The organism is Trinickia sp. LjRoot230 (assembly GCF_964253315.1).
Lineage (GTDB): Bacteria > Pseudomonadota > Gammaproteobacteria > Burkholderiales > Burkholderiaceae > Trinickia.
This window is the reverse complement of the sequence record NZ_CAXUQX020000001.1, coordinates 3,654,862-3,680,764: the sequence shown is the minus strand read 5'-3', so window position 1 is coordinate 3,680,764 and position 25,903 is coordinate 3,654,862. Positions and strand designations below refer to the sequence as shown.

Genomic DNA, 25,903 nt, shown 5'->3' with positions numbered 1-25,903 from the left:
GGCGGTCCCAGTCGGAGTGAAAGCTCAGTGCGCCGTCGCGTCGGCGAGCACGAGCTCGCCACGCAGCGAATGCGGATAAGCGTGGTTGATGCGTACGTCGATCATCTGGCCGATCAGCCGAGCGTGGGCCGCGACAGGCGCCGGAAAGTTCACGACACGGTTGTTGCCGGTGCGGCCCGCGAGCTCGGTCGGGTCCTTGCGCGAAGGCCCTTCGACGAGAATCCGCTCGATGTTGCCGACCATCGCCTCGCTGATGCGCACGACATTGGCTTCGATCGTCGCTTGCAGGTGCTGCAGACGTTCGAGCTTGACCTCGCGCGGGGTGTCGTCGTGCAGGTTTGCCGCCGGCGTGCCGGGACGTGGGCTGTAAATGAACGAGAAACTCGTGTCGTATTGCATTTCGTCGACGAGTGCCATCGTCTTGGCGAAGTCGTCTTCGGTTTCGCCGGGAAAGCCGACGATGATGTCGGTCGATAGCGACAAGTCCGGCCGGATCGCGCGCAGGCGGCGAATGACCGATTTATATTCGAGCACTGTATAGCCGCGCTTCATGGCCATCAGGATGCGGTCCGAGCCGTGCTGCACCGGCAGATGCAGGTGCGAGACGAGCTTGTCGACCTTGGCGTAGGTATCGATCAGGCGCTGCGTGAATTCCTTCGGATGCGAAGTGGTATAGCGGATGCGCTCGATGCCCGGCACGTCGGCCACATATTCGATCAGCGTCGCGAAATCGGCGATCTCGGCGGCGCCCGACGTCAGCGGGCCGCGGTAAGCGTTCACGTTTTGGCCGAGCAGCGTCACTTCGCGCACGCCCTGGTCGGCCAAGCCGGCGATTTCAGTCAGGACGTCGTCGAGCGGGCGCGACACTTCGTCGCCGCGCGTATAGGGCACGACGCAGTAGCTGCAGTACTTGCTGCAGCCTTCCATGATCGAAACGAACGCGCTCGGCCCTTCGACGCGCGCAGGCGGCAAGTGATCGAATTTCTCGATTTCCGGAAACGAGATGTCGACCTGCGGGCGGCCGCTCGCGCGGCGTGCATCGATCATCTGCGGCAGGCGATGCAGCGTTTGCGGCCCGAATACCAGATCGACATAAGGCGCGCGCGCGATAATCGATGCGCCCTCCTGGCTCGCGACACAGCCGCCGACGCCGATCAGCACGTCAGGCCGCGCTTGCTTGAGCTCGCGTACGCGACCGAGATCGGAGAACACTTTCTCCTGTGCTTTTTCGCGCACCGAGCAGGTGTTGAAAAGGATGACGTCGGCGTCGTTGGGGTTGTCCGTTTTGACGAGACCTTCGGCTTGTCCGAGCACATCGACCATCTTGTCGGAGTCGTACTCGTTCATCTGGCAGCCGAACGTCTTTACATACACTTTCTTGGTCATGAAGTTCGCCGTTCGCAGTGGTTGACCTGGGGGCGTTAAAAAGAGTGAAGGAATAAGGGCGCGGACGCGGTCGACTAGGGCGGGCGCAATCCGCATAACCGGGAATTATAGCCCCTCGGGGCTACCGGCTCCGGCGGGCGCTGCGGCTGCTCCCGCGCCCGTTCCGATCGTCGGCAGGTCGGCCCAGTTCCTTTCGGTGCGCTCGAATTGCTCGATCAGGAACGCGAGCAGCGCGCCCACGCGCGGCGGGCGATAACGGTTGCGATGAAAGAGCGCGGTAATCGGCGAGTCGGCGGCGTAGCGCCACTCGGGCAGCACGACTTGCAGCCGGCCCGCGCGCAGGTCGGCGTCGATGTCCCAAAGCGACTTCAGCACGATGCCGTAGCCGTCGAGTGCCCACACGCGCGTCACGGCGCCGTCGTTCGTCTCGCGCGACGACTCGAGCGGCACGGTATAGGTGCGCGTTTGCGCGCCGCGCACGAATCGCCATTCGTTGAGCGGGCCGGAGGCAATCGTCAACACGAGGCAGTCGAAACGCGCCAGGTCGGCGGGCGTGGCGGGCGAGCCGCGCCGCGCGAGGTACTCGGGCGAGGCGACGAGCACCCGCCGGTTCGACGCCAGCCGTCGCGCCACGAGCGAGCTGTCCTCGCGCGGCGTGCCGAAGCGGATCGCGATGTCGATATCGTCTTGAAGCAGGTTCGACACCGAATCGGCCAGCGAAAGGGCGAACGTCACGTCAGGGTGGCGCGCGTTGAATTCGTCGAGCCAGCCTATCAGCAGATTCCGGCCGAAATCGGAGGTCGTTGCAATGCGTATCTTGCCGCTGACGACGTTGCGCCCGGCCTGTAGTGCGGTTTGCGCGTCGTCGAGCGCCTGCAGCGCCTGCGTGGCGTGGCGCAAATAGAGCCGCCCTTCGTCGGTCAGGCGCAATTGGCGCGTCGTGCGTTCGAACAAGCGCGTGGCAAGCGCGGCCTCCAGCTTGGCAAGCCGGGCGCTCGCGGCGGCTGGCGTCAGGCCGAGCCGGCGCCCCGCCGCCGAAATACTGCCCGCGTGCGCCGCCTCCACAAAAAGCCGGATATCGCCTAGTCGGTCCATCGATTCTTCAATTTCAGTTGAAAATCATTCAAACAATAGACCAATTATCAAATCGCTGAATGGTTCCGACAATACGGCGTTCCTATTACTTCTCCCTGTGAATCGCCATGCCTATCCCGTTGCTCGCGCTCGCGTTGAGCGCCTTTGCCATCGGCACGACCGAGTTCGTCATCATGGGCCTGTTGCCCGAGGTCGCGCGCGACTTGGCCGTGTCCATTCCGTCCGCCGGCCTGCTGGTCTCCGGCTACGCGCTCGGCGTCGCCGTGGGCGCGCCGTTGCTGGCCGTCCTCACTAGCAAGCTGCCCGGAAAAGCCGCGTTGCAAGGGCTCATGGGTGTGTTTATCGTCGGCAACGCGCTGTGTGCGATGGCGGGCGATTACCGCATGCTGATGATTGCGCGTGTCGTTACATCATTTGCTCATGGGTCGTTCTTCGGTATCGGTGCCGTCGTCGCGGCATCGCTGGTGCCGCGCGAGAAGCAGGCGAGCGCCATCGCGTTGATGTTCGTCGGGCTGACGCTCGCCAATGTGCTCGGTGTGCCGTTCGGCACGTTCGTCGGGCAGAACTTCGGCTGGCGGACGTCGTTTTGGATTGTGGCCGGCCTCGGCGTGGCGGCGCTGGCCGGTATCGCCGCGCTCGTGCCGGATCGTCGCGATGTCAAGCCCGTCGGGCTCGCGCGCGAGGTGCGCGTGCTCAGGGAGCCGCAAGTCTGGCTCGCGCTCGCGATGACGGTGCTGGGCTTCGGGGGCGTATTCGTCGTTTTCACTTACATTGCGCCGTTGCTGGAAGAAGTGACCGGCTTTTCGCCGCATGCCGTGACGCTGATTCTCGTGCTGTTCGGCGCCGGTCTCACGTTGGGCAACGTCGTGGGCGGCAAGCTTGCCGATCGTGCGTTGATGCCGTCGCTGATGGGTATTCTCGTGGCGCTCGCGCTCGTCATGGCGGTGTTCGCAAAGACGAGCCACTCACCGGTGCTCGCGGCCGTCACCGTTTTCGTTTGGGGCGTCGCCGCGTTTGCGACCGTGCCGCCGTTGCAGATGCGTGTCGTGCAGAAGGCGAGCCATGCGCCGCATCTGGCATCGACACTCAACATCGGTGCGTTCAACGTGGGCAACGCGGGTGGCGCGTGGCTTGGCGGGCTCGCGCTGTCGCACGGGTTCGCACTCGACACGCTGCCGTGGGTTGCCGCGATGGTGACGCTCGCGGCGCTTGCACTGACTTACGTGGCTGCACGTCTCGACGTGCGGCGCGGCGGGCAGCCGCGCGGTGCGGCCGAAGGCGCCTGCTGAGCGTTGCGCTCGGCCAAGCGTATCCGGGATGCAGCAAGCGCTTGGCCCTGTCGCGCATCGCCTTTTAGGCGCGTGCGGGGGCGAGATGTCGCCCCGGTGGAATGCCTTTTAGTGCGCGTGCATATAAACGAACGACGCCATTGCACCGCCCGCGAGCGGCCCGCATACCGGAATCCAGGCGTAGCGCCAGTCGCTGTTGCGCTTGCCCGGGATTGGCAACAGCGCGTGCATCAGGCGCGGCGCAAGATCGCGGGCCGGGCTCATCGCGTAGCCGGTCGGCCCGCCCAACGAGATGCCGATGCCGAGCACGAGCAAGCCGACCGGCAGCGCATCGAGCGCACCGAGCCCCACTTGCGGTGAAGCCAGATAGAGCACGCCAAGGATCAGCACGAAGGTGCAGATCATTTCCGTCAGCACGTTGTGCGGCACGCTGCGGATGGCCGGTGCGGTGCAAAAGCAGGCTAGCTTGGTGTCCGCGTCGTCGGTCTTCGAAAAATGCTGGCGGTAGGCGAGCCAGACCAGAAAAGCGCCCGCCATGCCGCCCAGCATTTGCGCGGCGACGTAGCCCGCGACCTTGCTCCAGGCGAACTTGCCCGCAAGCGCCAGGCTGAGCGTGACGACGGGGTTCAGATGCGCGCCGCTGAACGACGCGGTGACATAGACGGCGACGAACACGGCCATCGCCCAGCCCCAGACGATGACGATCAGGTCGGCGCCTTTGCCTTTCGTGCGCGCGAGCAGCACGTTGGCAACGGCGCCGTTGCCGAGCAGCACGAGCAAAGCTGTGCCGAGGAATTCCGCGATAAGAGGCGACATGATTGTCTCCACAATGGCATCAGTTCGACCACGCGCGGGCCGGCGTTTAGGCCGTCCGCGTTGGAAGGAGCAACGGGGAAGCGTTCCGGGTGCGGCGCGCAGTGTGCGGGGCCGTTGCTACGCCTTCGTTCAGCCGGCGTCGGCCCAGGCAATGGCTGCCGTCACGGCGCGTTGCCAGCCGGCCAGGCACGCATCGACATCGTGTTGCGGCATGGCAGGCGTAAAGCGCCGATCGAGCTGCCATTGGCGCTCGAGTTCGCCGATGTCGCTCCAGTAGCCGACCGCGAGCCCCGCGAGATAGGCGGCCCCGAGCGCCGTCGTCTCGCTGATGCGCGGGCGCACGGCCGCGACGCCGAGCACGTCAGCCTGAAACTGCATGAGCAGGTTGTTGGCGCAGGCGCCGCCGTCCACGCGCAGCTCGCCGATGCGCATGCCCGAGTCGGCTTCCATTGCCTTGAGCACGTCGACGGATTGATAGGCGATCGAATCGAGCGCGGCCCGCGCGAGGTGCGCATGGGTGGTTCCGCGCGTGAGGCCGAAGACGGTGCCGCGCGCCCGCGGGTTCCAGTGCGGCGCGCCGAGCCCCGCGAAGGCCGGCACGACATAGACGCCGTCGCAATGCGGCACGCTCGCCGCGAGCGTTTCGATTTCGGCCGCGTGCTTGATGATGCCGAGCCCATCGCGCAACCACTGCACGAGCGCGCCGCCGATGAAGATGCTGCCTTCGAGCGCGTAGTTGACCTTGTCGCCGATTTTCCAGGCGAGCGTCGTTACCAGGTTATTGCGCGACTCGATCGGCTTTTCGCCGGTGTTCATGACGAGAAAGCAGCCCGTGCCGTAAGTGTTCTTGACCATGCCCGAGTTCGTGCACATCTGGCCGAAGAGGGCCGCGTGCTGATCGCCGGCGATACCGGCGAGCGGAATCTTCGATGCGAACACGGTCGTGACGGTCGACCCATAGACCTCCGACGACGCGCGCACCTCGGGCAGCATGTTGCGCGGAATGTCGAGCGCTTCGAGCAGGTCGATGTCCCATTGCAGCGTATGGATATTGAACAGCATCGTGCGCGACGCATTCGTCACATCGGTGATGTGCAGCGCCTGCTTCGTGAAGTTCCAGACGAGCCAACTGTCGACCGTGCCGAACGCAAGCTTGCCTTGCCGCGCTTTTTCGCGCGCGCCTTCGACGTTGTCGAGAATCCAGCGAATCTTGGTTGCCGAGAAGTAGGCATCGATCGGCAGGCCCGTCTTCGCGCGCACGGTTGCTTCGAGGCCCTGCGCCTTGAGCGTGTCGCACAATTCGGCCGTGCGGCGGTCTTGCCAGACGATGGCGTTGTAGATCGGCTGCCCGGTTTCGCGATCCCAGACGATTGTCGTCTCGCGCTGATTCGTAATGCCGATCGCCGCGATCGACGTGCCGTTCACGCCGGCCCGCGTGACGGCTTCGGCGGCGACGCCGGCCTGCGTCGACCAGATTTCCTGCGGATCGTGTTCGACCCAGCCCGGCCGCGGGTAGATCTGGCTGAATTCCTTTTGCGCGACCGAGACGACGTTGCCTGTGCGATCAAAGAGCATGGCGCGCGAACTGGTGGTGCCTTGATCGAGTGCTAGAACGTATTGATCCTGCATTGTCTCTTCTCCATGTTTTGTCACGTGTTGTCTTGTTTGCCGCGCGTGGCTTCGCGCAGCGCTTCCTGCTGTGCAATGCATTTGTGCCGCTACCGCCTGGGCCGCTCAAGGTGCTCAAGACTTAAGGCACATTAAGCCGCATAAGCCGCACGAGTGCGGACCCGATTCCCCGGTTGGCCGTTTATGGTTTGATCTTTGATCGTTGCGCTGTGCCGCTCGATAAGCGGCCTGTGACATCAACCCGGCAGCACCGACGTCGCGCGCTGCACGATGTGCGCGGGCGCGCGGGCGAACCATGCATCGATCGCCGCGCTTGCCGACGCGAGCGCATCGGGCGCGAGATGCAGGCCGAGCTTGGAGCGGCGCCAGAGGACGTCATCGGACGAACGCGCCCACTCGGTCTCGCACAGGTAGCGCAACTCCTGCTCGTAAAGCCCCGGCGCCAGCGTCGGTCCGAGTTCGGCCAGCGAGCGAGCGCCGCCGATCACGCGCGTTGCCCGCGTGCCATAGGCGCGCGCGTAGCGGCGCGCGAGTTCGGCAGGCAGCCACGGATGTTCGCCCGCGAAACGCGCCGCGAACGGCTCGAACCGGGCGCCGGCGATGTCGCCGCCCGGCAGCGGCACCTGCGCGGTCCATGCATGCGCTTGGCGGCCGAGGGCGGCATCGAGCAGATCGAGCGCCTCCTCGGCCAGCTTGCGGAACGTCGTGATTTTGCCGCCGAACACGGACAGCAGCGGGGCCTCGCCTGGTTGTGCGTCGAGTTCGAGTTGGTAATCGCGGGTGACAGCGGACGGGTTGTCGGCGCTTTCTTCTTCGAGCAGCGGCCGCACGCCCGAGTAGCTCCAGCGCACGTCGGCGGGCGCGATCTTGCGCTTGAAATAGCGGTTGATCGATTCGCACAGGTAGCGCGTCTCGTCTTCGTCGATGGCAACGTGGGACGGGTCGCCATGGTATTCGACGTCCGTGGTGCCGATCAGCGTGAATTCGCGCTCATAGGGAATAGCGAAAATGATTCGCTTATCCGGGTTCTGAAAGATGTAGGCGTGATCGTGTTCGAAAAGCCGTGACGTGACGATGTGGCTGCCTTTGACGAGCCGCACCGCATGGCGCGCCGGGCGGCCGAGCGCGTCATGCAGCAGTTGGCCGACCCAGGGCCCCGCCGCGTTGGCGAGCGAGCGCGCTTGAACCGAAACACGGGAGCCGTCGCTTCGCTCGAGTTCGGCTTGCCATTCGCCGCCGCTGCGCACCGCGCTCACGAGCTTCGTGCGCGTGGCCACGGTAGCGCCGCGCTCGGCCGCGTCGAGCGCATTGAGAACCACTAGCCGGGCGTCGTCGACCCAGCCGTCGGAATAAACGAAGCCTCGCTCGATCGAATCGACTAGCGGTGCGCCCGCGGGATGACGGCGCATGTCGATACCGTGCGAGCCCGGCAGCAATTCACGTCGGGCGAGGTGATCGTACAGGAACAGCCCGGCGCGGATCAGCCACGCTGGACGCAAGTTCGGCATATGCGGCATGACGAAGCGCAGCGGCCAAATGATGTGCGGCGCGGCGCGCAGCAGCGTCTCACGCTCCTGCAGCGCTTTGCGCACGAGCCTGAATTCCTTGTATTCGAGATAGCGCAGCCCGCCGTGGATCAGCTTGGTGCTCGACGACGAGGTGTGCGCCGCGAGATCGTCCTGTTCGACGAGCAGCACGGACAGGCCGCGCCCCGCCGCATCACGTGCGATGCCCGCCCCGTTGATCCCGCCCCCCACGACGAGCAGATCGAATCGGCTCCCTTGCGTCACGTGTGTCACTCCTCTTTGATCTGTCGAGCTCGGCGAATATGAAATGAATCTTCCGTGTTCGTATTCGAAATTTATCGAACATTTTCGAAAAAGTAAAGCCGGCGCGTTTGGATTCGAACTCGAACATTCGCTTAAAGCGGCTGCCGGCGCCGCGCGCGGGCGCTACCATCACGGGAACGCGAGAAGCGCGAGACGAGGTGAGCGATGGGTGAAGGAATGAGGTGGCGTGCCGCGGCGATAAGCGCCGTGTTGCTCGCCGGCTGCGCGGGCATGCTTGACGCGGGCGCGCCGCCGCTATCGGCGCTCGAGCAGGTATGCGGCACCGTGACCGACTACGGGGCCGATTCGCCTGCGGTCTATTCCGCCTACCTCGATGCGTATGTCGCATACCGACATGGGCGCCTGACGCAGGCCGATTATTGCGCGTTCCAGACATCGGTTGCGCGGCGGCATGCGGCGAGTACTGCAAGTACCGCGGGCAGCGGTTGGGCGGATTTTTTGAACGATGCGCGGGCGCGCGCGCTCAGTTGGCGCGCGTCTGTAGATCCAACGCTGCGTGGTGGATAAGCGCGGCGGCCCAGCGCCGCGCTGCGCCGCTGGACGAAAAAACTAAGGAGAGAAGTGCCGCTCGTCAGCTACGAGAAGCGTTTGATCGCCTTGATAGCCGAATCGCCCGATTCGGTCAGGCGCCATTCCTGGTGACCTGAGGCGAGATTTTCGAGCTGCACGAGTTGTTGTTCGAGCAGGGCGTCGAGTTCTTCCCGGTCCATATCGGATTGGTTGGGAGCATCCTTCACGAGCAGAAGCGTGGCAAATTCATGCGGACTCAGCATTGTTCTCTCCATGGGCGATCGAATTGCCTCGGCGATCGGCGCCGGCTACCGGGGTGCTCAAACTTTCGGGAGCCGGGAAGTAACTCAACACGCATGAAGCCGATAGGGCGAATCAGCAGACTAGCGCGTCGGGGAACTGGAGTGTAGTCAAGCGCCCGTTTTTATCCAAACTCTCCCCTGAAAATTTTCTGTTTGACAATTACCAAGCGCATAAGCGGTTCGTCGAGTGCTCGCGTTTCGCGAATTCACTTCAACTTTCGCGTGCGGTGCAGCACGAGACAGACGAAGCCGCGCCGGCCTCATTCACGCGCAGTGGCAGCGGCGGCGTTAAGTGGCGCGACATAGACCTGCGTGCCCGAGGCGGCAATCGTCTCGCTCATCTCGGCGGGCAGCGGCGCGTCGGTGAAAATCGCGTGGATTTGATTCAGATGCCCTTGACGCACGAGGGCCGGGCGGCCGAATTTGGAATGGTCCGCTGCCAGAAAGACCGTGCGCGCATGTTCGATGATGGCTTCGGCAACACGCACTTCGCGCGTGTCGAAGTCGCGCAGTGTGCCATCGGGCTCGATGCTGGACGTGCCGATGATCGCGAAGTCCACTTTGAACTGGCGGATGAAATCGATTGCGAGTTCGCCGACGATGCCCTTGTCCCATGGGCGAACGATGCCGCCCGTCACGAGCACTTCGCAATCCGGGTAGCCGCTCATCATGCTGGCGACGTTCAGATTATTGGTGATGACGCGCAACCCGCGATGACGGTTCAGCGCACGCGCGACCTCTTCGGTCGTCGTGCCGAGGTTGATGAAAAGCGACGCTTGATCGGGGATATGCGTGGCGAGCAGCGTGGCGATGCGGCGCTTTTCGTCGTGAAACATCCGTTGGCGCGCCGTGTACGAGACGTTTTCCGAACTGGTCGGCAAGCTGGCGCCGCCGTGATAGCGGCGCAGCAAGTTCATGTCGGAAAGCCAGTTCACGTCGCGGCGAATAGTCTGCGGCGTCACTTCGAAATGCGCGGCGAGATCTTCGACCGTGACGAAGCCATCGCGCTGGACCCATTCGAGCAACGCCTGTTGGCGCACGTTCAGGCTGAGGCGAGGGTCTCGAGTCATGGCGAAAGCGGCGGGCGCGACGGTGAAAGAGCGGGTATTGTAAGGCTTTCGCAGGCCCGCTTTCTTGCCGGCACGCACCTTCGCACAGCACGAATACCACATGACCGATTTCGATTGGCACAACCCGTACCCCACGCTGCGCTTGCCTGTGTTCGCACGCAATGTGGTCGCCACCTCGCACCCGCTTGCCGCGCAGGCCGGTTTGCGCATGCTCTGGCAAGGGGGTAACGCGCTCGATGCGGCGCTTGCCGCGGCCGCCGCGTTGACGGTTGTCGAGCCCGTATCATGCGGGTTGGGCGGCGACGCGTTTGCACTCGTCTGGAGCGGCGATAAGCTCCATGGGCTCAACGCGTCGGGCGTCGCGCCCGCCGCGTGGAGCGTCGATTACTTCTTGCGCCGCCATGGCGAGGCTGCATCAGGCCTGGCACGCCAACCCAGGCGCGGTTGGGACACTGTCACCGTCCCCGGCGTGGTGGCCGGCTGGGAGGCGCTGCACGCCCGGTTCGGCTCGCTGCCGTTCGCCGACCTGATGGCGCCCGCCATCGATATCGCCGAACGCGGGCACGCCGTCGCGAGTATCGTCGCGCGAAAATGGGCGGCCGCCGTGCCGGAGCTCGCGAGCCAACCGGGTTTCGCCGAAACCTTCATGCCGTATGGGCGCGCGCCGCACGTGAGCGAGCTCGTGCGCTTTCCCGCGCACGCCAGCACGTTGCGCACGCTCGCCGAGGCGGGCCCGCGTGCATTCTACGAGGGCGAGCTTGCCGAACAAATTGCCGCGTTCGCACGCACGGGCGGCGCGGCGCTTACCGCGGCCGATTTGCGTGAATATCGCGCCGAATGGGTCGAGCCGATCGCAAAAGATTATCGCGGCTACACCGTGCATGAAATTCCGCCGAACGGCCAAGGCATCGCGGCGCTGATCGCGCTCGGCATTCTCGAGCGCTTCGACCTTGCTGCGCTCGCACGCGACGGCGTCGATTCGCAGCATCTGCAGATCGAAGCCATGAAGCTCGCGTTCGCCGACGTCTATCGCTACGTTGCCGACCCGCGCGCAATGGAGGTGACGCCGCAGCAAATGCTCGACGATGCCTACCTCGATGCGCGCGCGGCTGCTATCGATATGCGCCAGGCGACCCAACATTCGTTCGGCATGCCGCAAGCCGGCGGCACGATTTACCTGTCGGCCGCCGACGAGCGCGGCATGATGGTCAGTTTTATCCAATCGAACTATATGGGCTTCGGCTCGGGCATCGTTGTGCCTGACACGGGCATCGCTCTGCAAAATCGCGGCTGCGGTTTTTCGATGGACCCGCGCTCGCCGAATGTGGTCGCGGGCGGCAAGCGTCCGTTCCACACGATCATCCCGGCGTTCGTGTCGCAACGCGCTGACTCTCGGCAATGGCCGGTGATGAGCTTCGGCGTGATGGGCGGAGACATGCAACCGCAGGGCCATCTGCAGTCCATCGTGCGTATGCTCGACTACGGCCAGCAGCCGCAGGCGGCCTGCGATGCGCCGCGCTGGAAGGTGAATCGCGATTTCTCGCTCGATTTGGAGTCAACTTTCGAGCCGGAGGTCGCGCGCGCATTGCAAGCGCGCGGCCATGTCATCCAGGCCATTGACGATCCGTATATGGATTTTGGCTCGGGCCAGTACATCTGGAAGCTGGATCGCGACAATGCCGAGCATGGCTATGCGGCTGCGAGCGACAGCCGGCGCGACGGTCTGGCCGCCGGCTTTTGATGGCAGCAATTTTGTGTGCTCCGGGTTGATGCGGGCTCGACGCGAAAGCGGCATGTTTTACGGGCATTTTGTAATTTGCCGAAATACGCATGAATCGTCTAACGGTTGCCGTGTGCGGATCGAGCGGAACCGTGCGCTCAAGATAAGGTCCTTGTCTGTGTCGAGCAACTTTGGCGTGCTGCGGCTAACATGATTGAATATAAGCCTTAACAAAGCTAAATGCCCTATTCGATGGATGGAATGTGGCTTTGGGAGCACAACGTAATGTATATGCATACGGATTGCCCACGACCGATGCCGTGGCGCATCGAAGACATCGATCTCACTCGGATTGACCTTCGGCAGGCGGCCGGTAATGAAGACCTGTTGTTGCTTTTATGCGCTTCGTCGTTCATCGAAAGCGGCACGGATCTTTACACCAAAAATCTCACATCTTATTTCGACGACGATCCCGAGGTCTCCGCTTGGCTCAATACCGAGTGGGAGCCCGAGGAATTGCAACACGGCCGCGCGCTCAGGGCCTATATCAATTACGTCTGGCCAGAGTTCGATTGGGACACGGCCTTTCGCAATTTCTTCGACGAATATTCAAAAACCTGTTCGGTGGACGAATTCGAGAAAACGCGTGCGCTCGAAATGGTGGCGCGATGCGTCGTCGAAACGGGCACGGCTACGTTGTATCGCGCGATCAACGAGTGTTCTGACGAGCCCGTGCTCAAGGAGATTACCGATCACATTCGCACGGACGAGGTCCGTCACTACAAGCATTTTTTCAAATACTTCAAGAAGTACAACCTGATCGAAGGCAACGGGCGGTTCGCCGTATTGGGCGCGCTGATGCGGCGCGTGGCGGAAATCAAGAGCGAGGATTCGGAGATCGCGCTGCGCCATGTGTTTGCCATGCGCTATCCCGAGCGTATTCACGACACGGCCTATAACCGCGAGCGGACTGCGCGCATCAGCGCACTCGTGCGGCGCAATCTGTCAGCCGATATGTGCGTGAAGATGTTGCTCAAGCCGCTCGGCATTCCCGCGCGCATCCAACCCGGCGTGCACTATCCACTCGCGAAGATCACGCAGCACGTGTTCTTTCGCTAAAGCAGGCTTCACACCCTCGTACAGGCATCCATGAACGATGATTCGGCTTGTTCCAAGCGCGCACTCGATACGCGCTTATTCGCGGAGTGGCCAGCCGAGCTCGTCTCGTACTTCGACGGCACGGGGCTTGCCGCCAAAGCGGGCTTTACCGCGTCGCTCGTGGTCGTCGATGCGCGTGCCGGCGGCCACGCGCAGACCTCGCTGCTGAGCGTGGGTGAACTGTATGTACCCGATGCACGCACGCTGGCGTTCGTGCTGTGGCCCGCGGCCCGCGCGGCGAGGGCGCTGCGCGATGCGGCCGCCAAGCGATGTGCGCGTGCCGTCCTGACGTTCGTGCACGACGCCGCGTTCTATCAAGTGCAATTGAATGTCGATGTGCTGCCCGATGAAGGGCTGGCGGATCAAGGCGAGCAGGGCGGACTGGCCCGCTTCGTGGCGTCGGTGGAGTCAATGGAGCGGCAGCGGGTGCCGTACGCGGAACTGACGAGCGGCATCGCTTTCGAACTGTCGCATGATCAAAGGGCGGACGTGCTCGAGCGCTGGGAGCGACAAATCGAGTCCCTGCGCCGCGCGGTTCTGGCGAGAACGTAGCCCGCGCGGCTTTCGGCAAATCCCGACACGGGCAATCAGTCAGGGGCGATCAGCGGCGCCGCGGCGGTGCACCAGTCGCGGTGCCTGGCCGTTTGGGCTTGCTGCCGCCCAGCAGCGCACCCGGGTCGCCCGAGCGCGTGCGCGGGCTGCGCGCTTCCTCGCGGCGCGGCTCGGCCGCTGGCGCATTGTGTGCAGGCTCGCGTCGGGCTTGCTCCGGCTTGGCTGAATGGCTGCGCTCGCGCGGCGCGTTCGGCTGCGCTTTGGCAGCGGTACCGGCGCCGGAACTTGCACCTGCACCTGCACCTCGCGCTTCGCCCGTGTTCGGCCCACGCGAGTGGCCGCGAGCCGGGGCGGCGTCATGGTCGGTGCGGGCCGTGCGACGGCTATTTTGCTGCGCATCGCGTGCGGTGCCGCCACCGGCATTGCCGGCGCTGCCGCGTTTCGTGCCGTCCTTCGCGCCGCGCTCGGCGGGTGCGGGCTGCGACGCGCGCGGCGCAGCGGGCTTGGCTGCGCGCGCCGGCGCGCGTGCGGCGCCGCCTTGGCCGCTGCGCAGCTGGATCGGCTGCGGCTTCGCGTGCGGGTCGGGTTCGAACCCGGGGATCACTTGTTGCGGCAGCGTCTGCTTGATCAGCTTTTCGATGTCCTTCAACAACTGCCATTCGTCGACGCACACAAGCGAAACCGCTTCACCCAATGCGCCTGCGCGGCCGGTGCGGCCTATTCGATGGACGTAATCCTCGGGCACGTTCGGCAAATCGAAGTTCACGACGTGCGGTAGCTGGTCGATGTCGATGCCGCGCGCGGCGATATCGGTGGCGACGAGCACTTGCAGCGTGCCGACCTTGAACTCTGCGAGAGCACGCGTGCGCGCGGACTGGCTTTTATTGCCGTGGATCGCGAGCGCGCTGATGCCGTCCTTCGTCAGCTGTTCCGCGAGCCGGTTGGCGCCATGTTTGGTCCGCGTGAAGACGAGCACCTGGAACCATGCGTTATCGCGAATCAGATGCGTGAGCAGCTCACGCTTGCGGTCGCGATCGACGGGATAGACCTTTTGCGTGACAAGCTCGGTCGTCGTATTGCGGCGCGCGACTTCGATCAGTGCCGGCGCATCGAGCAAGCCGTCGGCGAGCGTCTTGATTTCGTCGGAGAACGTGGCCGAAAACAGCAGGTTCTGGCGCTTGGGCGGCAGTTTTGCCAGCACGCGCTTGATATCGTGGATGAAGCCCATATCGAGCATGCGGTCGGCTTCATCCAATACGAGGATTTCGAGGCGCGAGAGGTCGATCGTCTTTTGCTGCATGTGATCGAGCAGGCGGCCTGGCGTTGCGACGACGATATCGACCCCGCGTTTGAGCGCGTCGATCTGCGGATTGATGCCGACGCCGCCGAAGAGCACCGTCGATTTCAGCTTCACGTACTTGCCGTAGGCACGCACGCTTTCTTCGACTTGCGCGGCCAGCTCGCGCGTCGGCGTGAGAATCAGCGCGCGCACGACATGCTTGGCCGCAGCGGCGCCCGTGCCGGCGTGCGCCGGGCGCGACGAGGCGAGCCGCTCGAGAATCGGCAGCGTGAAGCCGGCCGTTTTGCCCGTGCCCGTCTGGGCGCCCGCGAGCAAGTCGCCGCCGGCCAGCACGGCGGGAATGGCTTGTTTCTGGATGGGCGTCGGCGTGCTGTAGCCGAGTTCGTGGACAGCCCGCACCAGCGGTTCTGACAAGCCTAGAGATTCAAAAGACATAGTGTTTCTTCAAATGCGGATGGAAGCGGCCCGTCTTGCACGCTGCGTACCGCGAAACGACGCGATGCGGCAGACCTGTGGCGCGACGTTTGTGACGCCGTCGAACCGCCTGGGTCCGGACGCGGCTGGGTTTGCCGTGCCGGAAATGCGAAGGGCGCGGCCGCGGTTATCCGCTTGGCCGCGCCCCTCGTACGTCATATGCTCAATCGAGCGGCGCCGAGCGCAAGTCGGTGGCTTGCTGAGGCGATATTGCCGTGCCTTTGTTGCCCCACGACTGACGGATGTAGGTCACGACTGCTGCGACTTCCTGATTCGTCAGTGATTGCGCGAACGGCGGCATGCCGTACGGCTTCGGGTTGGCCGTGGTGCTCGGCGGATAACCACCGTTCAGGACCATCCGGATCGGGTTGACCGCCGAAGGCATCTGGATCGACGGATTGTTCGCGAGCGGCGGGTAGGCCGGCGGCTTGCCGAGCCCGTTGACGGCATGGCAGCTCGCGCATTTGTCGCCATAGATCTTCTTGCCTTGCTCGAACAATTCGCCGCCGAATTTCTCCGACGTCTCGTACTGCATCGTTTCCGGCGCTTCTTGCTTTTGCGGGATCGTCTTCAGATACGTGGACATCGCGCGAACGTCGTCGTCGGACAGATACTGCAAGCTGTTGTGGACGACTTCGGCCATCGGCCCGAACACGGCCCCGCGCTGCGAGACGCCGTTTTTGAGCAGATCGGAAATATCCTTGATGTCCCAATCGCCGAGGCCGGCTTCCTTGTTCGACGTCAGTGACGGAGCATACCAGTTCTGCAGCGGGATCAGTCCGCCCGCAAACGCCGCCGAATTGACAGGGCCGCCCATCAGGTTGATCGAGGTGTGGCACATCGCGCAGTGGCCGAGGCCTTCAACCAGATACGCGCCCCGATTCCACTCGACGGACTTCGTCGGATCGTCCTTATAGCCGCCTTCGCGGAAAAAGAGCGTGCGCCAGCCGATCAACAAATTGCGGTTGTTGAACGGAAAGCGCAGTTCGTGTGGGCGGCTCGGTACGCTGACGGGCGCAATGGAGCGCATATATGCGTAGATCGCATCCGAATCTTCGCGCGACACCTTTGTGTAGCTCGTGAACGGGAATGCCGGGTAGAGCAGGCTGCCGTCTTTCGAGCGGCCGGTGTGCATCGCGCGGTAAAAGTCGTCCGACGACCACTTGCCGATACCGTATTGGTCGTCAGGCGTGATGTTCGGCGTGTAAAGCGTACCGAAGGGCGTCGCCATCGGCAGGCCGCCCGCGAACTGCTTGCCGCCGCGCACCGTGTGGCAGGCGATGCAATCGCCCGCGCGGGCAAGATACTCGCCGCGCTTGATCTGCGCGGCTTGATCGGCTGGTGTGGCGGCTTGTGCCGTGCCGTTGTGAAGATTGTCGCCGCCCGACCAGAGGACGGAACCGAGTGCTGCAACCGCGAGGACGACAGCCGACAGCGCGAACAGGGACTTGCGTTTCATTTGAATGTCTCTCCTCGCGCTTATTGCGGTTCGCTGCCGCAGGCAAGCGGAGTCTTCATCGAGCGGGCCGGAGCCGGCACGGGGTTTTGCGGAGCAGGTTGCGTCGACAGCCACGCGGCGACGGCGTTCACGTCGTCGTCGGTAAGGCGCGTGGCGATGTCATGCATGCAATCGGGCGCCTTCGCGTGGCGGGTGCCCGAGCGCCAGGCGCCAAGCTGCGCACTGATGTAGTCCTGATGCAGGCCGACGAGGCCAGGAATGGCCGGTTCCATACCAGTGAGCGCCTTGCCGTGACAGGCGGCGCAAGCGGGAATGTTCTTCGACGCATCGCCCTTCAAGACGATATCGTGGCCGCGCGCGAGTATGTCCGCGCCGACCGTCGCCTTCGTCGGCGGCGGGTACGGCGGGCGCTGTTTCGAGAAGTACTCGGCGATATCGTGCAAATACTCGTCCGAAAGATACGTGACGAGGTAGTTCATCGGCGGATACTTGCGTCGGCCTTCGCGGAAATTTTGCAACTGGTTGAAGAGATACTCGGCCGGCTTGCCCGCGAGGCGCGGGAAGTAGTCGTTGTCGGTACCCTGACCGCGGCTGCCGTGACAGGCTGTACAGCCCTGCACCCGGGCTTCCATCGTATCGGGGGCCTTGGGCTGGGTCTGCGCAAGCGCAGCCGCAGTAAAGAAGACGCCGGCGCTACCAATCAACAGAAGGGCGAGTAGCGGGCGGAAAATGCGTCTTGAAGACACGCGTAACTCCATCGTTATTCGGGACCTGCCGGACTTCGATCGGCCTGGCATGGCGCTGTGACCTGGTTTTTACATCTTGGATGTACTGCCGATGTACTTGTATGCGTCGCAGGTGCGCGGGCGCGTTGCGACGCAGCATTCTATCATCGATGCCCGTCACGAGCCATTTGGAGAGCCGGCGCGGATTCATTCAAAATGCGACGGCGCGACAATTTGACGCGTGCTCAGGCTCAAAACTGCGCCCGGTGCATGCCGCGCTTCGGCGTTGCGCGCGCCGCAGCGTACACTCTCGGCTGCGCCAAGCGAGGGCTCGCCTGGTACGGGCGGCTCGTCCCGCTTTTGCACACCCGCCTCGCAAGTCCGCTTTACGTGCTGTCTATTCCTTTGTTCTTATCTCCATTGCCCGCTTATTTGCCGATGAAGCTTCTTGCTCCCCGCCGCGTCCCTCGTCACTTTTCTTGCGCGTCGCGCTCGCTGTTCAACGTCAACGTCAACGTTATCGGGGGTTGCGCGCGATGAACGTCGACGGACTGTTGGTGGGACAAGTCGCGCTCGGTGCGCTGATGAACGTGGCTTTCGCTTTCGTCGTGGGGTCGGCTTTGTTCGAGCGATGGCTCGCCGTTGACGGCGCACGGGTGCCGAACGCGCCGTCGCACCTGGCCTGGCAGCGCGCCCGCTCTTCGCTCATTGCGGCGGCGTTCGCGCTCGTGCTTGCCGATGGCGGTTGGTTGTTCTACGAGGCTGCGTCGATAAGCGGGGCGGGACTTGCCGGAGCGCTGCCGGCCCTGCCCGACGTGATCGGTTCGACGCATGTCGGCCATGCTTGGAGCGTCGCGTTCGGCGGGGCCGCGTTATTGCTGGTGTCCGCGCTGTTGTACGGCGGCGGGCGTTTGGGCCAGTGCTTCGTCGGGCTTGCGGCGCTCATATGCGCGGCGGGCATGGCTTCGCTCGGCCATGCGGCCGATGCTGGCGTCGTTTCGCTTGCCTATCAGACGCAGATTGTTCACGCGTTGTTTACCGCTGTATGGAGCGGGATCGTGCTGGCCGGGGCGTTCGTCGTGCTGCCGGCACTCGATACGTCCATCACGCGTGGCGCGTTGATTCGTCTTGCCGAGCGTATCTCGAGTGTCTCGCTGTTGGCGTTTTGCGTGGTGGTTCTGACTGGCGTGGTCGAAGCCGGGCATGGGCTGCATGGCGATGTCGGCGCGTTGCGTTCGAGTACCTGGGGGCATGTGCTGACGCTCAAGCTGGCGCTCGTGCTGCTGGCCGTCGTGTTGGGTGGGCTCAATCGCACGTCGGTGCTCCCGCGGCTGCGGCGCACGGCGTCCACCGTGGATGCTTATACGTTCAAGAACATGCTCCATCTGGAAGCGTTTGTGATGGTAGGCGTGTTTCTCGTCGCCGCTGTGCTTGTGCAGTCGCCGCCGCCTTGAGTGGGCGCGTGTTGTGGTGATCGTGGTGATTGTGGTGCGTGACAAGGCGGTGCTGCGGCCGGTTCGTGTCGCGCGTTGAACAGAGGGTGCGCTCATCGGCACTTGCTGGAGGGGAGACTTAGCGGCAAGTTTGCGCGCACAAGCGCGAAGGACGGCCCGATCCGCGGCCGTCCCTCATCGTTTCGATCGCACGCGAGCGTCAGCAGGCCGCGGGACTTGCCGTGCAAGCGTAGTTCACGAGTGGCACGACATTGGCGCTCGTGAACGGCGACGCGCCTTGCTGCTTCACGGTCGTATCGGTGTAACCCCAGCTCGTGACTCCGACGACGGTATTGCGTGCCGCGGCGTTGCCGAAACTCGTGCCGGCCAGGATAGGTGCAACGCCAAGATTGACGTGCCACGGTCCGCCGCTGGAGCCGCCTGTCATCAGTGATCCGATGATCGTGTTGTTAGAGAAGCTTGGCGCTCCGTAGCCTTGTGAATCGTTGCGCTCCATCAACGCGCCACTGTCCAACGCCACCGGATAGCCGAGCTGGTTGATCAGCGCCTGTGCAGATCCATTGAAACCGTAGCCGTTCCACCCATAGCCGTACCACCCTGTGCGGTTGCCGGCGTACACCCCGCTTTGCGGGTTGAGGATCAATACCGCAACGTCGTCTTGACAAACGACGCCGCTGACCGCGCACGGATCGGAGCCCGTGTAGTAGGCGCTCAGGACAGCCGCCGAGGCGGTAGGCCAAACGCCATACGGCGCGGAACCGTTGCTATACGCGGGTACGAATACCCAGTTCGAGTAGAACTGTTGCCGGCCGAAATTGGCTACGCAATGGGCGGCTGTGACAACGACCCCGGGTTTGAGGAGCGACGCGGAGCACACGTAAGTCGCCGTTCCGATGTTGAAGAACAGCTTACCGGTCGGCCGAAACGCATAATAAAACTGAGTGTTGTCTCCGAGCGCATCGACGCGGTTGGTCGTGAAGAGTTGGGACGACGTTCCGAATTCCTGCGAGCCGACCCCTCCATCCTGCGTGCTCAGCTGGCTGGGTGCGGCGAGTTGGATGGATGTGCGCGTGCCGTTTCCGACGCCTCCGATCGCATGGCCCGGTGCGCCAAGCGATGCGGGCGCGAACAACGCCGATTCCCCCAGCGACGGCGGTAGTAAACCGGGATTGGGGAGCGGCATCGGTAGCGCATGGGCAAAGTCGATCGTGCTTGCGGCCTGCGTGCTCTGCGCTGGCAGCACGAGCTCAGTGATCGCGCCTACCGTTTTGACGTGTTGCGCGAGAGCGCCGGTGGCGATCATAGAGCCGATCAATGAAATGCCTGTATACAGGATGAGCTTTTTCACTTTTAATCCCCTAATTCATATTGCTTCGATTAATTGCGAGGTTTTTACAGAAGCGATTAATCGACGCGCGTTGGGCCAGCCCGATCGCTTTGCGTGATTGGACTAGGGCGGCGCCGATAGGGCGACGAGGGTTTATCCGAACCCAATTCAGACGAGCCCTCTTTCGAGGCGCCAGCAAGGCAAAAAGAAGACAGTAGCCACGTCAAAGCACTCGGCCTCGGGCCGAGCCCACGCGCATAGCGTGCGCACGCGGGAAAAGGTTCTAGGAATGTTTCGTTGGTCGAGCGATCGACTACTTGCTAACGTCCGACTCCGGTCAATAATGTGGCATGCAAGTCCAATTTTCGAGGCGTCAAAGGAAAACGGCTGTTTCGATTTTATTATTATTTTATGATTGACAGTAAATCACTCGAATTGACATTCGACAACTGTGAAAAATGTCAGCGTCAGGACGTTTCGATAACCAGGTATTGATTGTTGTGGCAGCAATCTCGATGCGGTGTCTGATGCGACGTAGCGGAGCCGGTGCCGGCGGCGCCGCTGTGCTTGGCGCGTTATGCCATAACGATTGAGGCAGCGAACGCGCGAACCGGGGGCAGCCCTGCAGATGCTCGCCCTGAGGGGGCCTCTCGGATTTGTTGTTTTGTCAAAGAGGTGCAAAACGCGGGCCAGGGGCGGCGGGCACATGATGACGACGCGGCGGCCGATTCGTGCGGCTGTTGGCTGTCGCTGATTATGAGACGAGCGGCCTGATCCGCTGCCATCGGTCACTTACAACCTTGGGCAGCGCCTTGGATGCGCTCAACCGCATCAGCAATCGCGATAGCCCTGTTCGCTCTCGCATGAGGTAAGCCTGGATGTCCCTAACGATTGCGTCTCGTGCCCAGCCTTCCATTTCCGGAACGGCAAGCGCAGAGAGGTTGCCGCGGAAAACCGGCGCGACTTCTGTGTGAAGCATCTTGTCGAGTTCGTCGAGCGAATACCGGGACTGGCGCAGCGTCTCGGCGATTGCCGCGTAGTCGTAGTCCTGTAATTCTTTGCCGACGAACAGTTCCGAGAGCGCTTCCCAGACCGGGGCCCGGCGTTCGATGTCGAGGGGTTCCGTCACTGGGCTCACCTGATGGCGCGTGGATATAGAGAGCCGAAGCTCGCGTCCGCTCCATATGCCGCCAGCAAACCGCCGGCGAACACCATCGCCCCTACGCATACTAGTGCAGTCGCCGCGCATACGCCTGCCGCAACCGCTGCACTACCGGCGGCCCACCCGCCGCTTGGATGATTTTTCTCACCGGAGATTGGCGAGGTTGTATGAGTGCTGGTCATTGTGATTGCAATCGCGCGATAAACGCCGCGACCTTTCGGAGTCCCATTTTCATTTCCCGTCGATGCGATTGGCGCTCACTCTCTCACAGTGATTCGCCAATCATTTTTTGTCGGCTGATGATAGTTGGGTTTGGGGCCCGCGCTACCTAACTACCCGCTACCACTCCGCGACACTCCCATCTTCATGCCGCCAAACCGGGTTACGCCACCGGTGCCCGATCTTCGTCATCTCGCGCACCTTCGCCTCATCAACGTCAACACCAAGCCCTGGCCCTTGCGGTATCGAAACAAAGCCGTCTTCATACTTGAAGACTTCGGGATTGCGGATGTAATCCAGCAGATCGTTGCCCTGGTTGTAATGAATGCCGAGGCTTTGTTCTTGAATGAACGCGTTGTAACTCACTGCATCGATTTGCAGACATGCCGCAAGCGCAATCGGCCCGAGCGGGCAATGCAGCGCGATCGCAACGTCATAAGCCTCTGCCATCGTCGCGATTTTCCGGCATTCGCTGATGCCGCCCGCGTGCGACGCATCAGGCTGCAAAATATCGACGTAACCTCCCGCGAGGATTTGTTTGAAATCCCACCGCGAGTAAAGACGCTCACCCAGCGCAATCGGCGTATTCGTCTGGTTGACGATGTCGCGCAACGCCTCGGCGTTTTCCGACAGCACGGGCTCTTCGATAAACAGCAGCTTGTAAGGATCGAGCTCCTTCGCGAGCACTTTGGCCATCGGCTTGTGAATGCGGCCATGGAAATCAACGCCAATGCCGACGTGCGGGCCCACCGCCTCACGTACCGCGGCCACGTTAGCAATCACACGCTCGACCTTGTCGTACGTATCGACGATCTGCACTTCTTCCGAGCCGTTCATCTTGAGCGCCTTGAAGCCCCGCTCGACGACGGCCCGCGCATTGTTCGCGACGTCGCTCGGGCGGTCGCCGCCGATCCACGAGTAGACCTTGATGCGATCACGCACTTGTCCACCCAACAGCGCATGAACAGGCACGCCATGGTGCTTGCCTTTGATGTCCCACAACGCTTGATCGATGCCGGCAATGGCGCTCATCGAAATCGGCCCGCCACGGTAAAAGCCAGCCCGGTACATGACTTGCCAGTGATCTTCGATGGCAAGCGGGTCTTTGCCGATCAGATAGTCGGCCAATTCCTGAACCGCCGTTTCAACCGTATGCGCGCGCCCTTCGACGACCGGTTCCCCCCATCCGATGATGCCGGCATCGGTCTCGATCTTCAAAAAGAGCCAGCGTGGCGGGACGACGAACGTTTCGAGCTTGGTGATTTTCATGGTGACCTCTCTCCTCCAGCAGCGATGCCTACCGCTCACGCGAGGAACATGCGGCAGCGCCGTATCAAAACGCTAATGGTACATCAATTTCACTGAAAGTACGATTAATAGTACTATTAAAAGCACCCCACGCAGACTAATCGGCTTGCGCTTTCCGCTGCTGTCGCGATAATCGCGATCGGGCGGGGCGTTTGGCGTCGTCGTCATTCGACCGACCATTGAAGGAGAACGATTATTCAGCGCGATTTGCATGGGCGCGTCGCCTATTTGCTGGCCACGGACATCTTGCGCGGCGACTACACGCCAGAATCCACGCTGCCGCGCGAAGCCGAATTGATGGAGCGCTTTCGCGTCAGCCGCACGGTCCTGCGCGAGGCACTGCGCACGCTCACCTCGAAAGGGCTCGTCGAATCGCGACCGAAGGTGGGCACGCGCGTGCGGCCGCGTCATGCGTGGAACCTGCTCGACGCGGACCTGCTCGACTGGTACTCGCAAGTTGCGCCGCCGTTGGCCTTCGCGTTGAAGCTCCAGGAAATGCGCGAGATGGTGGAGCCCTACGCGGCCGAACTGGCGGCCCGCACGCATACGGACGAGACGCTCGCCGCGCTCGCGCACGCGCACGCCGCGATGGTCACGGCGCGCAACGTCGATGAATGGGTACGCGCCGATCTGCGCTTTCATCTGGGCATTCTCGCCGCGTGCAGCAACGAGCTGCTGATGCCGCTCGGGCCCGTCATCGAACGTACCCTCGAGGCGCAATTGCTGCTCAATGCGAAACGCGCGGAGGTATTCAATGTGTCGCTTGCCGAGCACTCGGCCGTCTTTCACGCGATCCGCGCACGTCATCCGTTGGAGGCGCGCGCCGCGATGGCCGGCCTGCTCGGCATGACGCGCAAGCGAATCGAGCAATGACGCCAACGATCGCAATGGTGGGGCGCCCGCCCGCACTTATTGACTCATTGTTCGGAAAGCCAGTACATCCGGCTGATGGCGCGCTGCCGGGAACGCGCGTTGCTCGCATCGTAGGTGTGCCGGGACACCGGCAAACCGGGCGCTATGGCCCACAAGGAGGACATCATGCCACTGCGAAAAGGCTCGTCCCGCGAGGACATTTCGAAGAACGTCAAAACCGAAATGAAGCACGGCAAATCGCAAAAGCAGTCTGTGGCGATCGCGCTCAATCAGGCCCGCAAACACGGCGCCAAAATCCCCAAGAAGAACGAAAAGTAACCTGAAAAGCGGTGCGGGAGCCGTCTTCCCGCACCGCTGCCACCCGCCGCCTCTCACCCGCGGCGCACGCCGTACACGCGGCCCAACCCCCGCGACGCCCAGCCGCCCCGGTTGCACGCTACCGACGTTCGGCCTATAAACGCAACTGTTTGCCGATCGCCAATCGCTGTTTGCCCTCAGCGAACGATGCCGCGGCCGGCCCGCCATCACAACACCCACTCGACATGCATTTGGAGACACGCGCCAATGGATTACGTCATCGGTATTGATATCGGCACGCAAAGCACAAAGGCGGTACTCGCCGATGGCAACGGCGCAATCGTCGCGCAGCACGCAAGCAGCTACCGTCCCGATACGCCGAAACCGCTGTGGGCCGAGCAATGGCCGAGCGTGTGGTTCGATGCGGTGCGCGAGTGCATCGCAGCATGTACGCGGGAGGCGCGCGCCAACGGCATCGATGCGCGCGCGATCAAGGGGCTTGCCATCAGCAGTCTCTACGGCGGGTCCGGCGTTCCCGTCGATGAGCAAATGCGCCCGTTGCATCCCTGCCTCATCTGGATGGACCGCCGTGCCACTGAACAAGTCGAATGGGTGCGGCGCAATGTCGATGTCGAGCGGCTCGGGGCCATCACCGGCAACGGCGTCGACAGCTACTACGGCTTCACCAAAATGCTCTGGTTGCGCGATCACGCGCCCGAGGTCTGGGCGAAGACACGCTATTTCGTACCGCCGAACGCCTACGTCGCATTTCGCCTGACGGGCGAGCTGGCAGTCGACCACAGTTCCGCAGGGAACATCGGCGGCGTCTACGATGTCGCGCGTCGCACATGGTCCGACGAAACGCTCTCCATGCTCGGCATCGCGCGCGAGATGATGCCGCAGCGGCTCGTCGAATCGTCCGAGATCGTAGGTGGGCTGCTGGCGGAATGGGCCGATCCGCTTGGCCTCGAAACCGGCATGCCGGTCGTCGCGGGCGGCGTCGATGCGGCGATCGCGACGCTTGCGGCGGGCGTCACTCGGCCCGGTCAACATGTTGCGATGATCGGCACAAGCATGTGTTGGGGTTATATCAATCAAACCGTCGACGCACAGCACGGCTTGGTGAGTATGCCCTACGTGGTCAACGGGCGACGCGATTTGTATGTGTTCGGCGGCGCGAGTTGCGCGGGTGCCTGCGTGGCGTGGTATCGGGATCAATTCTGTCAGGCGGAAATCGAAGCGGCGCGCGGGCTCGCGCACGGCGACGCGCACCGGCTCCTGGAGACGTCCGCCGCGCAAATACCGGCCGGCTGCGACGGCGCACTCTTTTTGCCGTATCTGATGGGCGAACGCAGCCCGATCTGGGACCCGCAGGCAAGCGGCGCGTTCATCGGCCTGAATCTCACGCATACGCGCGCGCATCTGTACCGCGCCGTGCTCGAGGGCGTGGCGCTCGCGTTGCAGCACAACATCGAAGCGGGCCAGCGTGGCGCGAGCTCGCTCGACGAGCGGCTCATCGTCGTCGGCGGCGCGGCGCACTCGGACCTGTGGATGCAGATCATCGCCGACGTCACCGGATACCCGGTCTTTACGATCGAACAAGAGGTCGAGGCCGCCATCGGGGCCGCGCTGCTCGCGGCGCTTGGCGTGGGGCTCGTGAACGAAGACGTAGCCGCACGCGGTTGGGTGACGCTGCGCGAGCATGCTCGGCCGGAGCCGTCGCGCCGGGCCGTCTATGCGCGCCAGTTCGAAGTCTACAAGGGGCTTTATCCGGCGCTGCGTGAGTCGATGCATCAACTGCGAGCGGAGTAGACCACTTTGTAGAGATGATCGTAACAACTACTTGTCATGATCATATCGGCTGCGATAGGATGGCTGCGGCTAAGCGCCGAGCGTTGTGCTCGGTTCCGGCTTTGATTTCGGTTTCA

General features: G+C 63.1%; 22 protein-coding genes. 9 read left to right on the top strand and 13 right to left on the bottom strand.

All coding sequences use genetic code 11. From position 1 onward, the window contains the following. Positions 1-24: 24 nt before the first annotated feature. Positions 25-1,386 (bottom strand): tRNA (N6-isopentenyl adenosine(37)-C2)-methylthiotransferase MiaB, encoded by a 1,362-nt coding sequence (miaB, locus tag ACSQ20_RS16805; RefSeq protein WP_436021893.1) that lies wholly within the window; start codon positions 1,384-1,386, stop codon positions 25-27. Between the two features lie 105 nt (positions 1,387-1,491). After that, entirely contained in the window at positions 1,492-2,481 is a 990-nt protein-coding gene (locus ACSQ20_RS16800; protein ID WP_436021891.1) for a LysR family transcriptional regulator, read from the bottom strand. Positions 2,482-2,588: 107 nt separating this feature from the next. On the opposite strand from ACSQ20_RS16800, the gene ACSQ20_RS16795 reads away from it, so the two are divergent. Then, entirely contained in the window at positions 2,589-3,770 is a 1,182-nt protein-coding gene (locus ACSQ20_RS16795; RefSeq protein ID WP_436021889.1) for an MFS transporter, read from the top strand. 108 nt (positions 3,771-3,878) lie between these two features. On the opposite strand, the gene ACSQ20_RS16790 is transcribed toward ACSQ20_RS16795, so the two are convergent. The 3 genes from ACSQ20_RS16790 to glpD all read right to left on the bottom strand — a co-directional run bounded on the left by ACSQ20_RS16790 (position 3,879) and on the right by glpD (position 8,005). Next, positions 3,879-4,586 (bottom strand): MIP/aquaporin family protein, encoded by a 708-nt coding sequence (locus tag ACSQ20_RS16790; protein WP_436021887.1) that lies wholly within the window; start codon positions 4,584-4,586, stop codon positions 3,879-3,881. Positions 4,587-4,715: 129 nt separating this feature from the next. Continuing rightward, positions 4,716-6,215: a glycerol kinase GlpK gene (gene glpK, locus ACSQ20_RS16785; RefSeq protein WP_436021885.1), complete on the bottom strand. Its 1,500-nt coding sequence runs from the start codon at positions 6,213-6,215 to the stop codon at positions 4,716-4,718. Positions 6,216-6,451: 236 nt separating this feature from the next. Next, a complete protein-coding gene (gene glpD, locus ACSQ20_RS16780; protein WP_436021883.1) occupies positions 6,452-8,005 on the bottom strand; it encodes a glycerol-3-phosphate dehydrogenase in 1,554 nt (517 codons plus the stop codon). Positions 8,006-8,221: 216 nt separating this feature from the next. Between glpD and ACSQ20_RS16775 the strand changes: the two genes are divergently transcribed. Further along, positions 8,222-8,572: a hypothetical protein gene (locus tag ACSQ20_RS16775; RefSeq protein WP_436023190.1), complete on the top strand. Its 351-nt coding sequence runs from the start codon at positions 8,222-8,224 to the stop codon at positions 8,570-8,572. A gap of 68 nt (positions 8,573-8,640) precedes the next feature. On the opposite strand, the gene ACSQ20_RS16770 is transcribed toward ACSQ20_RS16775, so the two are convergent. After that, positions 8,641-8,838 carry a hypothetical protein gene (locus ACSQ20_RS16770; RefSeq protein WP_436021881.1) on the bottom strand — a complete coding sequence of 66 codons (198 nt, stop codon included), beginning with the start codon at positions 8,836-8,838 and terminating at the stop codon, positions 8,641-8,643. Positions 8,839-9,137: 299 nt separating this feature from the next. Beyond that, positions 9,138-9,947: a DeoR/GlpR family DNA-binding transcription regulator gene (locus tag ACSQ20_RS16765; RefSeq protein ID WP_436021879.1), complete on the bottom strand. Its 810-nt coding sequence runs from the start codon at positions 9,945-9,947 to the stop codon at positions 9,138-9,140. Positions 9,948-10,047: 100 nt separating this feature from the next. Between ACSQ20_RS16765 and ACSQ20_RS16760 the strand changes: the two genes are divergently transcribed. From ACSQ20_RS16760 to ACSQ20_RS16750, 3 genes are all read left to right on the top strand, one after another. Next, positions 10,048-11,688, top strand: coding sequence for a gamma-glutamyltransferase family protein (locus ACSQ20_RS16760; protein WP_436021877.1), 1,641 nt, complete (start codon positions 10,048-10,050; stop codon positions 11,686-11,688). A gap of 270 nt (positions 11,689-11,958) precedes the next feature. Then, on the top strand, positions 11,959-12,786 hold the full coding sequence (locus ACSQ20_RS16755; RefSeq protein WP_436023188.1) for a ferritin-like domain-containing protein: 828 nt from the start codon (positions 11,959-11,961) through the stop codon (positions 12,784-12,786). Between the two features lie 30 nt (positions 12,787-12,816). Further along, on the top strand, positions 12,817-13,377 hold the full coding sequence (locus tag ACSQ20_RS16750) for a hypothetical protein (RefSeq protein WP_436021875.1): 561 nt from the start codon (positions 12,817-12,819) through the stop codon (positions 13,375-13,377). 49 nt (positions 13,378-13,426) lie between these two features. On the opposite strand, the gene ACSQ20_RS16745 is transcribed toward ACSQ20_RS16750, so the two are convergent. The 3 genes from ACSQ20_RS16745 to ACSQ20_RS16735 form a co-directional block, all read right to left on the bottom strand. Beyond that, the gene (locus ACSQ20_RS16745; protein ID WP_436021873.1) at positions 13,427-15,112 is read right to left on the bottom strand and encodes a DEAD/DEAH box helicase; all 1,686 of its coding nucleotides are present in this window, start codon (positions 15,110-15,112) and stop codon (positions 13,427-13,429) included. 202 nt (positions 15,113-15,314) lie between these two features. Beyond that, positions 15,315-16,610, bottom strand: a complete 1,296-nt coding sequence (locus ACSQ20_RS16740; RefSeq protein WP_436021870.1) for a c-type cytochrome — start codon at positions 16,608-16,610, stop codon at positions 15,315-15,317. 20 nt (positions 16,611-16,630) lie between these two features. Beyond that, positions 16,631-17,368 (bottom strand): c-type cytochrome, encoded by a 738-nt coding sequence (locus ACSQ20_RS16735; RefSeq protein ID WP_436021868.1) that lies wholly within the window; start codon positions 17,366-17,368, stop codon positions 16,631-16,633. Between the two features lie 503 nt (positions 17,369-17,871). Between ACSQ20_RS16735 and ACSQ20_RS16730 the strand changes: the two genes are divergently transcribed. Continuing rightward, positions 17,872-18,789 (top strand): CopD family protein, encoded by a 918-nt coding sequence (locus ACSQ20_RS16730; RefSeq protein WP_436021866.1) that lies wholly within the window; start codon positions 17,872-17,874, stop codon positions 18,787-18,789. A 199-nt stretch (positions 18,790-18,988) separates the two neighbouring features. Here ACSQ20_RS16730 and ACSQ20_RS16725 read toward each other — a convergent pair whose 3' ends face one another. The 3 genes from ACSQ20_RS16725 to dgoD all read right to left on the bottom strand — a co-directional run bounded on the left by ACSQ20_RS16725 (position 18,989) and on the right by dgoD (position 22,766). Beyond that, positions 18,989-20,092: a trypsin-like serine peptidase gene (locus ACSQ20_RS16725; protein ID WP_436021864.1), complete on the bottom strand. Its 1,104-nt coding sequence runs from the start codon at positions 20,090-20,092 to the stop codon at positions 18,989-18,991. Positions 20,093-20,870: 778 nt separating this feature from the next. Continuing rightward, the gene (locus ACSQ20_RS16720) at positions 20,871-21,245 is read right to left on the bottom strand and encodes a DUF7079 family protein (RefSeq protein WP_436021862.1); all 375 of its coding nucleotides are present in this window, start codon (positions 21,243-21,245) and stop codon (positions 20,871-20,873) included. Between the two features lie 372 nt (positions 21,246-21,617). Further along, positions 21,618-22,766: a galactonate dehydratase gene (gene dgoD, locus ACSQ20_RS16715; protein ID WP_436021860.1), complete on the bottom strand. Its 1,149-nt coding sequence runs from the start codon at positions 22,764-22,766 to the stop codon at positions 21,618-21,620. A 231-nt stretch (positions 22,767-22,997) separates the two neighbouring features. Between dgoD and ACSQ20_RS16710 the strand changes: the two genes are divergently transcribed. From ACSQ20_RS16710 to ACSQ20_RS16700, 3 genes are all read left to right on the top strand, one after another. Further along, positions 22,998-23,678 (top strand): FadR/GntR family transcriptional regulator, encoded by a 681-nt coding sequence (locus tag ACSQ20_RS16710; protein WP_436023186.1) that lies wholly within the window; start codon positions 22,998-23,000, stop codon positions 23,676-23,678. A 165-nt stretch (positions 23,679-23,843) separates the two neighbouring features. Next, positions 23,844-23,996, top strand: coding sequence for a DUF6496 domain-containing protein (locus ACSQ20_RS16705; protein WP_436021858.1), 153 nt, complete (start codon positions 23,844-23,846; stop codon positions 23,994-23,996). A gap of 246 nt (positions 23,997-24,242) precedes the next feature. Further along, positions 24,243-25,787 carry an FGGY-family carbohydrate kinase gene (locus ACSQ20_RS16700; protein ID WP_436021856.1) on the top strand — a complete coding sequence of 515 codons (1,545 nt, stop codon included), beginning with the start codon at positions 24,243-24,245 and terminating at the stop codon, positions 25,785-25,787. The last annotated feature ends 116 nt before the right edge of the window (positions 25,788-25,903 follow it).

What these genes read in the sequence shown, in the direction of transcription:
- miaB (WP_436021893.1), bottom strand. Translation starts at nt 1,386, where the DNA reads ATGACCAAGAAAGTGTATGTAAAGACGTTCGGCTGCCAGATGAACGAG.
- ACSQ20_RS16790 (WP_436021887.1), bottom strand. Translation starts at nt 4,586, where the DNA reads ATGTCGCCTCTTATCGCGGAATTCCTCGGCACAGCTTTGCTCGTGCTG.
- ACSQ20_RS16765 (WP_436021879.1), bottom strand. Translation starts at nt 9,947, where the DNA reads ATGACTCGAGACCCTCGCCTCAGCCTGAACGTGCGCCAACAGGCGTTG.
- ACSQ20_RS16760 (WP_436021877.1), top strand. Translation starts at nt 10,048, where the DNA reads ATGACCGATTTCGATTGGCACAACCCGTACCCCACGCTGCGCTTGCCT.
- ACSQ20_RS16735 (WP_436021868.1), bottom strand. Translation starts at nt 17,368, where the DNA reads ATGGAGTTACGCGTGTCTTCAAGACGCATTTTCCGCCCGCTACTCGCC.
- ACSQ20_RS16750 (WP_436021875.1), top strand. Translation starts at nt 12,817, where the DNA reads ATGAACGATGATTCGGCTTGTTCCAAGCGCGCACTCGATACGCGCTTA.
- ACSQ20_RS16770 (WP_436021881.1), bottom strand. Translation starts at nt 8,838, where the DNA reads ATGCTGAGTCCGCATGAATTTGCCACGCTTCTGCTCGTGAAGGATGCT.
- ACSQ20_RS16745 (WP_436021873.1), bottom strand. Translation starts at nt 15,112, where the DNA reads ATGTCTTTTGAATCTCTAGGCTTGTCAGAACCGCTGGTGCGGGCTGTC.
- ACSQ20_RS16795 (WP_436021889.1), top strand. Translation starts at nt 2,589, where the DNA reads ATGCCTATCCCGTTGCTCGCGCTCGCGTTGAGCGCCTTTGCCATCGGC.
- glpK (WP_436021885.1), bottom strand. Translation starts at nt 6,215, where the DNA reads ATGCAGGATCAATACGTTCTAGCACTCGATCAAGGCACCACCAGTTCG.
- dgoD (WP_436021860.1), bottom strand. Translation starts at nt 22,766, where the DNA reads ATGAAAATCACCAAGCTCGAAACGTTCGTCGTCCCGCCACGCTGGCTC.
- ACSQ20_RS16755 (WP_436023188.1), top strand. Translation starts at nt 11,959, where the DNA reads ATGCATACGGATTGCCCACGACCGATGCCGTGGCGCATCGAAGACATC.
- ACSQ20_RS16700 (WP_436021856.1), top strand. Translation starts at nt 24,243, where the DNA reads ATGGATTACGTCATCGGTATTGATATCGGCACGCAAAGCACAAAGGCG.
- ACSQ20_RS16775 (WP_436023190.1), top strand. Translation starts at nt 8,222, where the DNA reads ATGAGGTGGCGTGCCGCGGCGATAAGCGCCGTGTTGCTCGCCGGCTGC.
- ACSQ20_RS16705 (WP_436021858.1), top strand. Translation starts at nt 23,844, where the DNA reads ATGCCACTGCGAAAAGGCTCGTCCCGCGAGGACATTTCGAAGAACGTC.
- ACSQ20_RS16730 (WP_436021866.1), top strand. Translation starts at nt 17,872, where the DNA reads ATGAACGTCGACGGACTGTTGGTGGGACAAGTCGCGCTCGGTGCGCTG.
- ACSQ20_RS16725 (WP_436021864.1), bottom strand. Translation starts at nt 20,092, where the DNA reads ATGATCGCCACCGGCGCTCTCGCGCAACACGTCAAAACGGTAGGCGCG.
- ACSQ20_RS16800 (WP_436021891.1), bottom strand. Translation starts at nt 2,481, where the DNA reads ATGGACCGACTAGGCGATATCCGGCTTTTTGTGGAGGCGGCGCACGCG.
- ACSQ20_RS16740 (WP_436021870.1), bottom strand. Translation starts at nt 16,610, where the DNA reads ATGAAACGCAAGTCCCTGTTCGCGCTGTCGGCTGTCGTCCTCGCGGTT.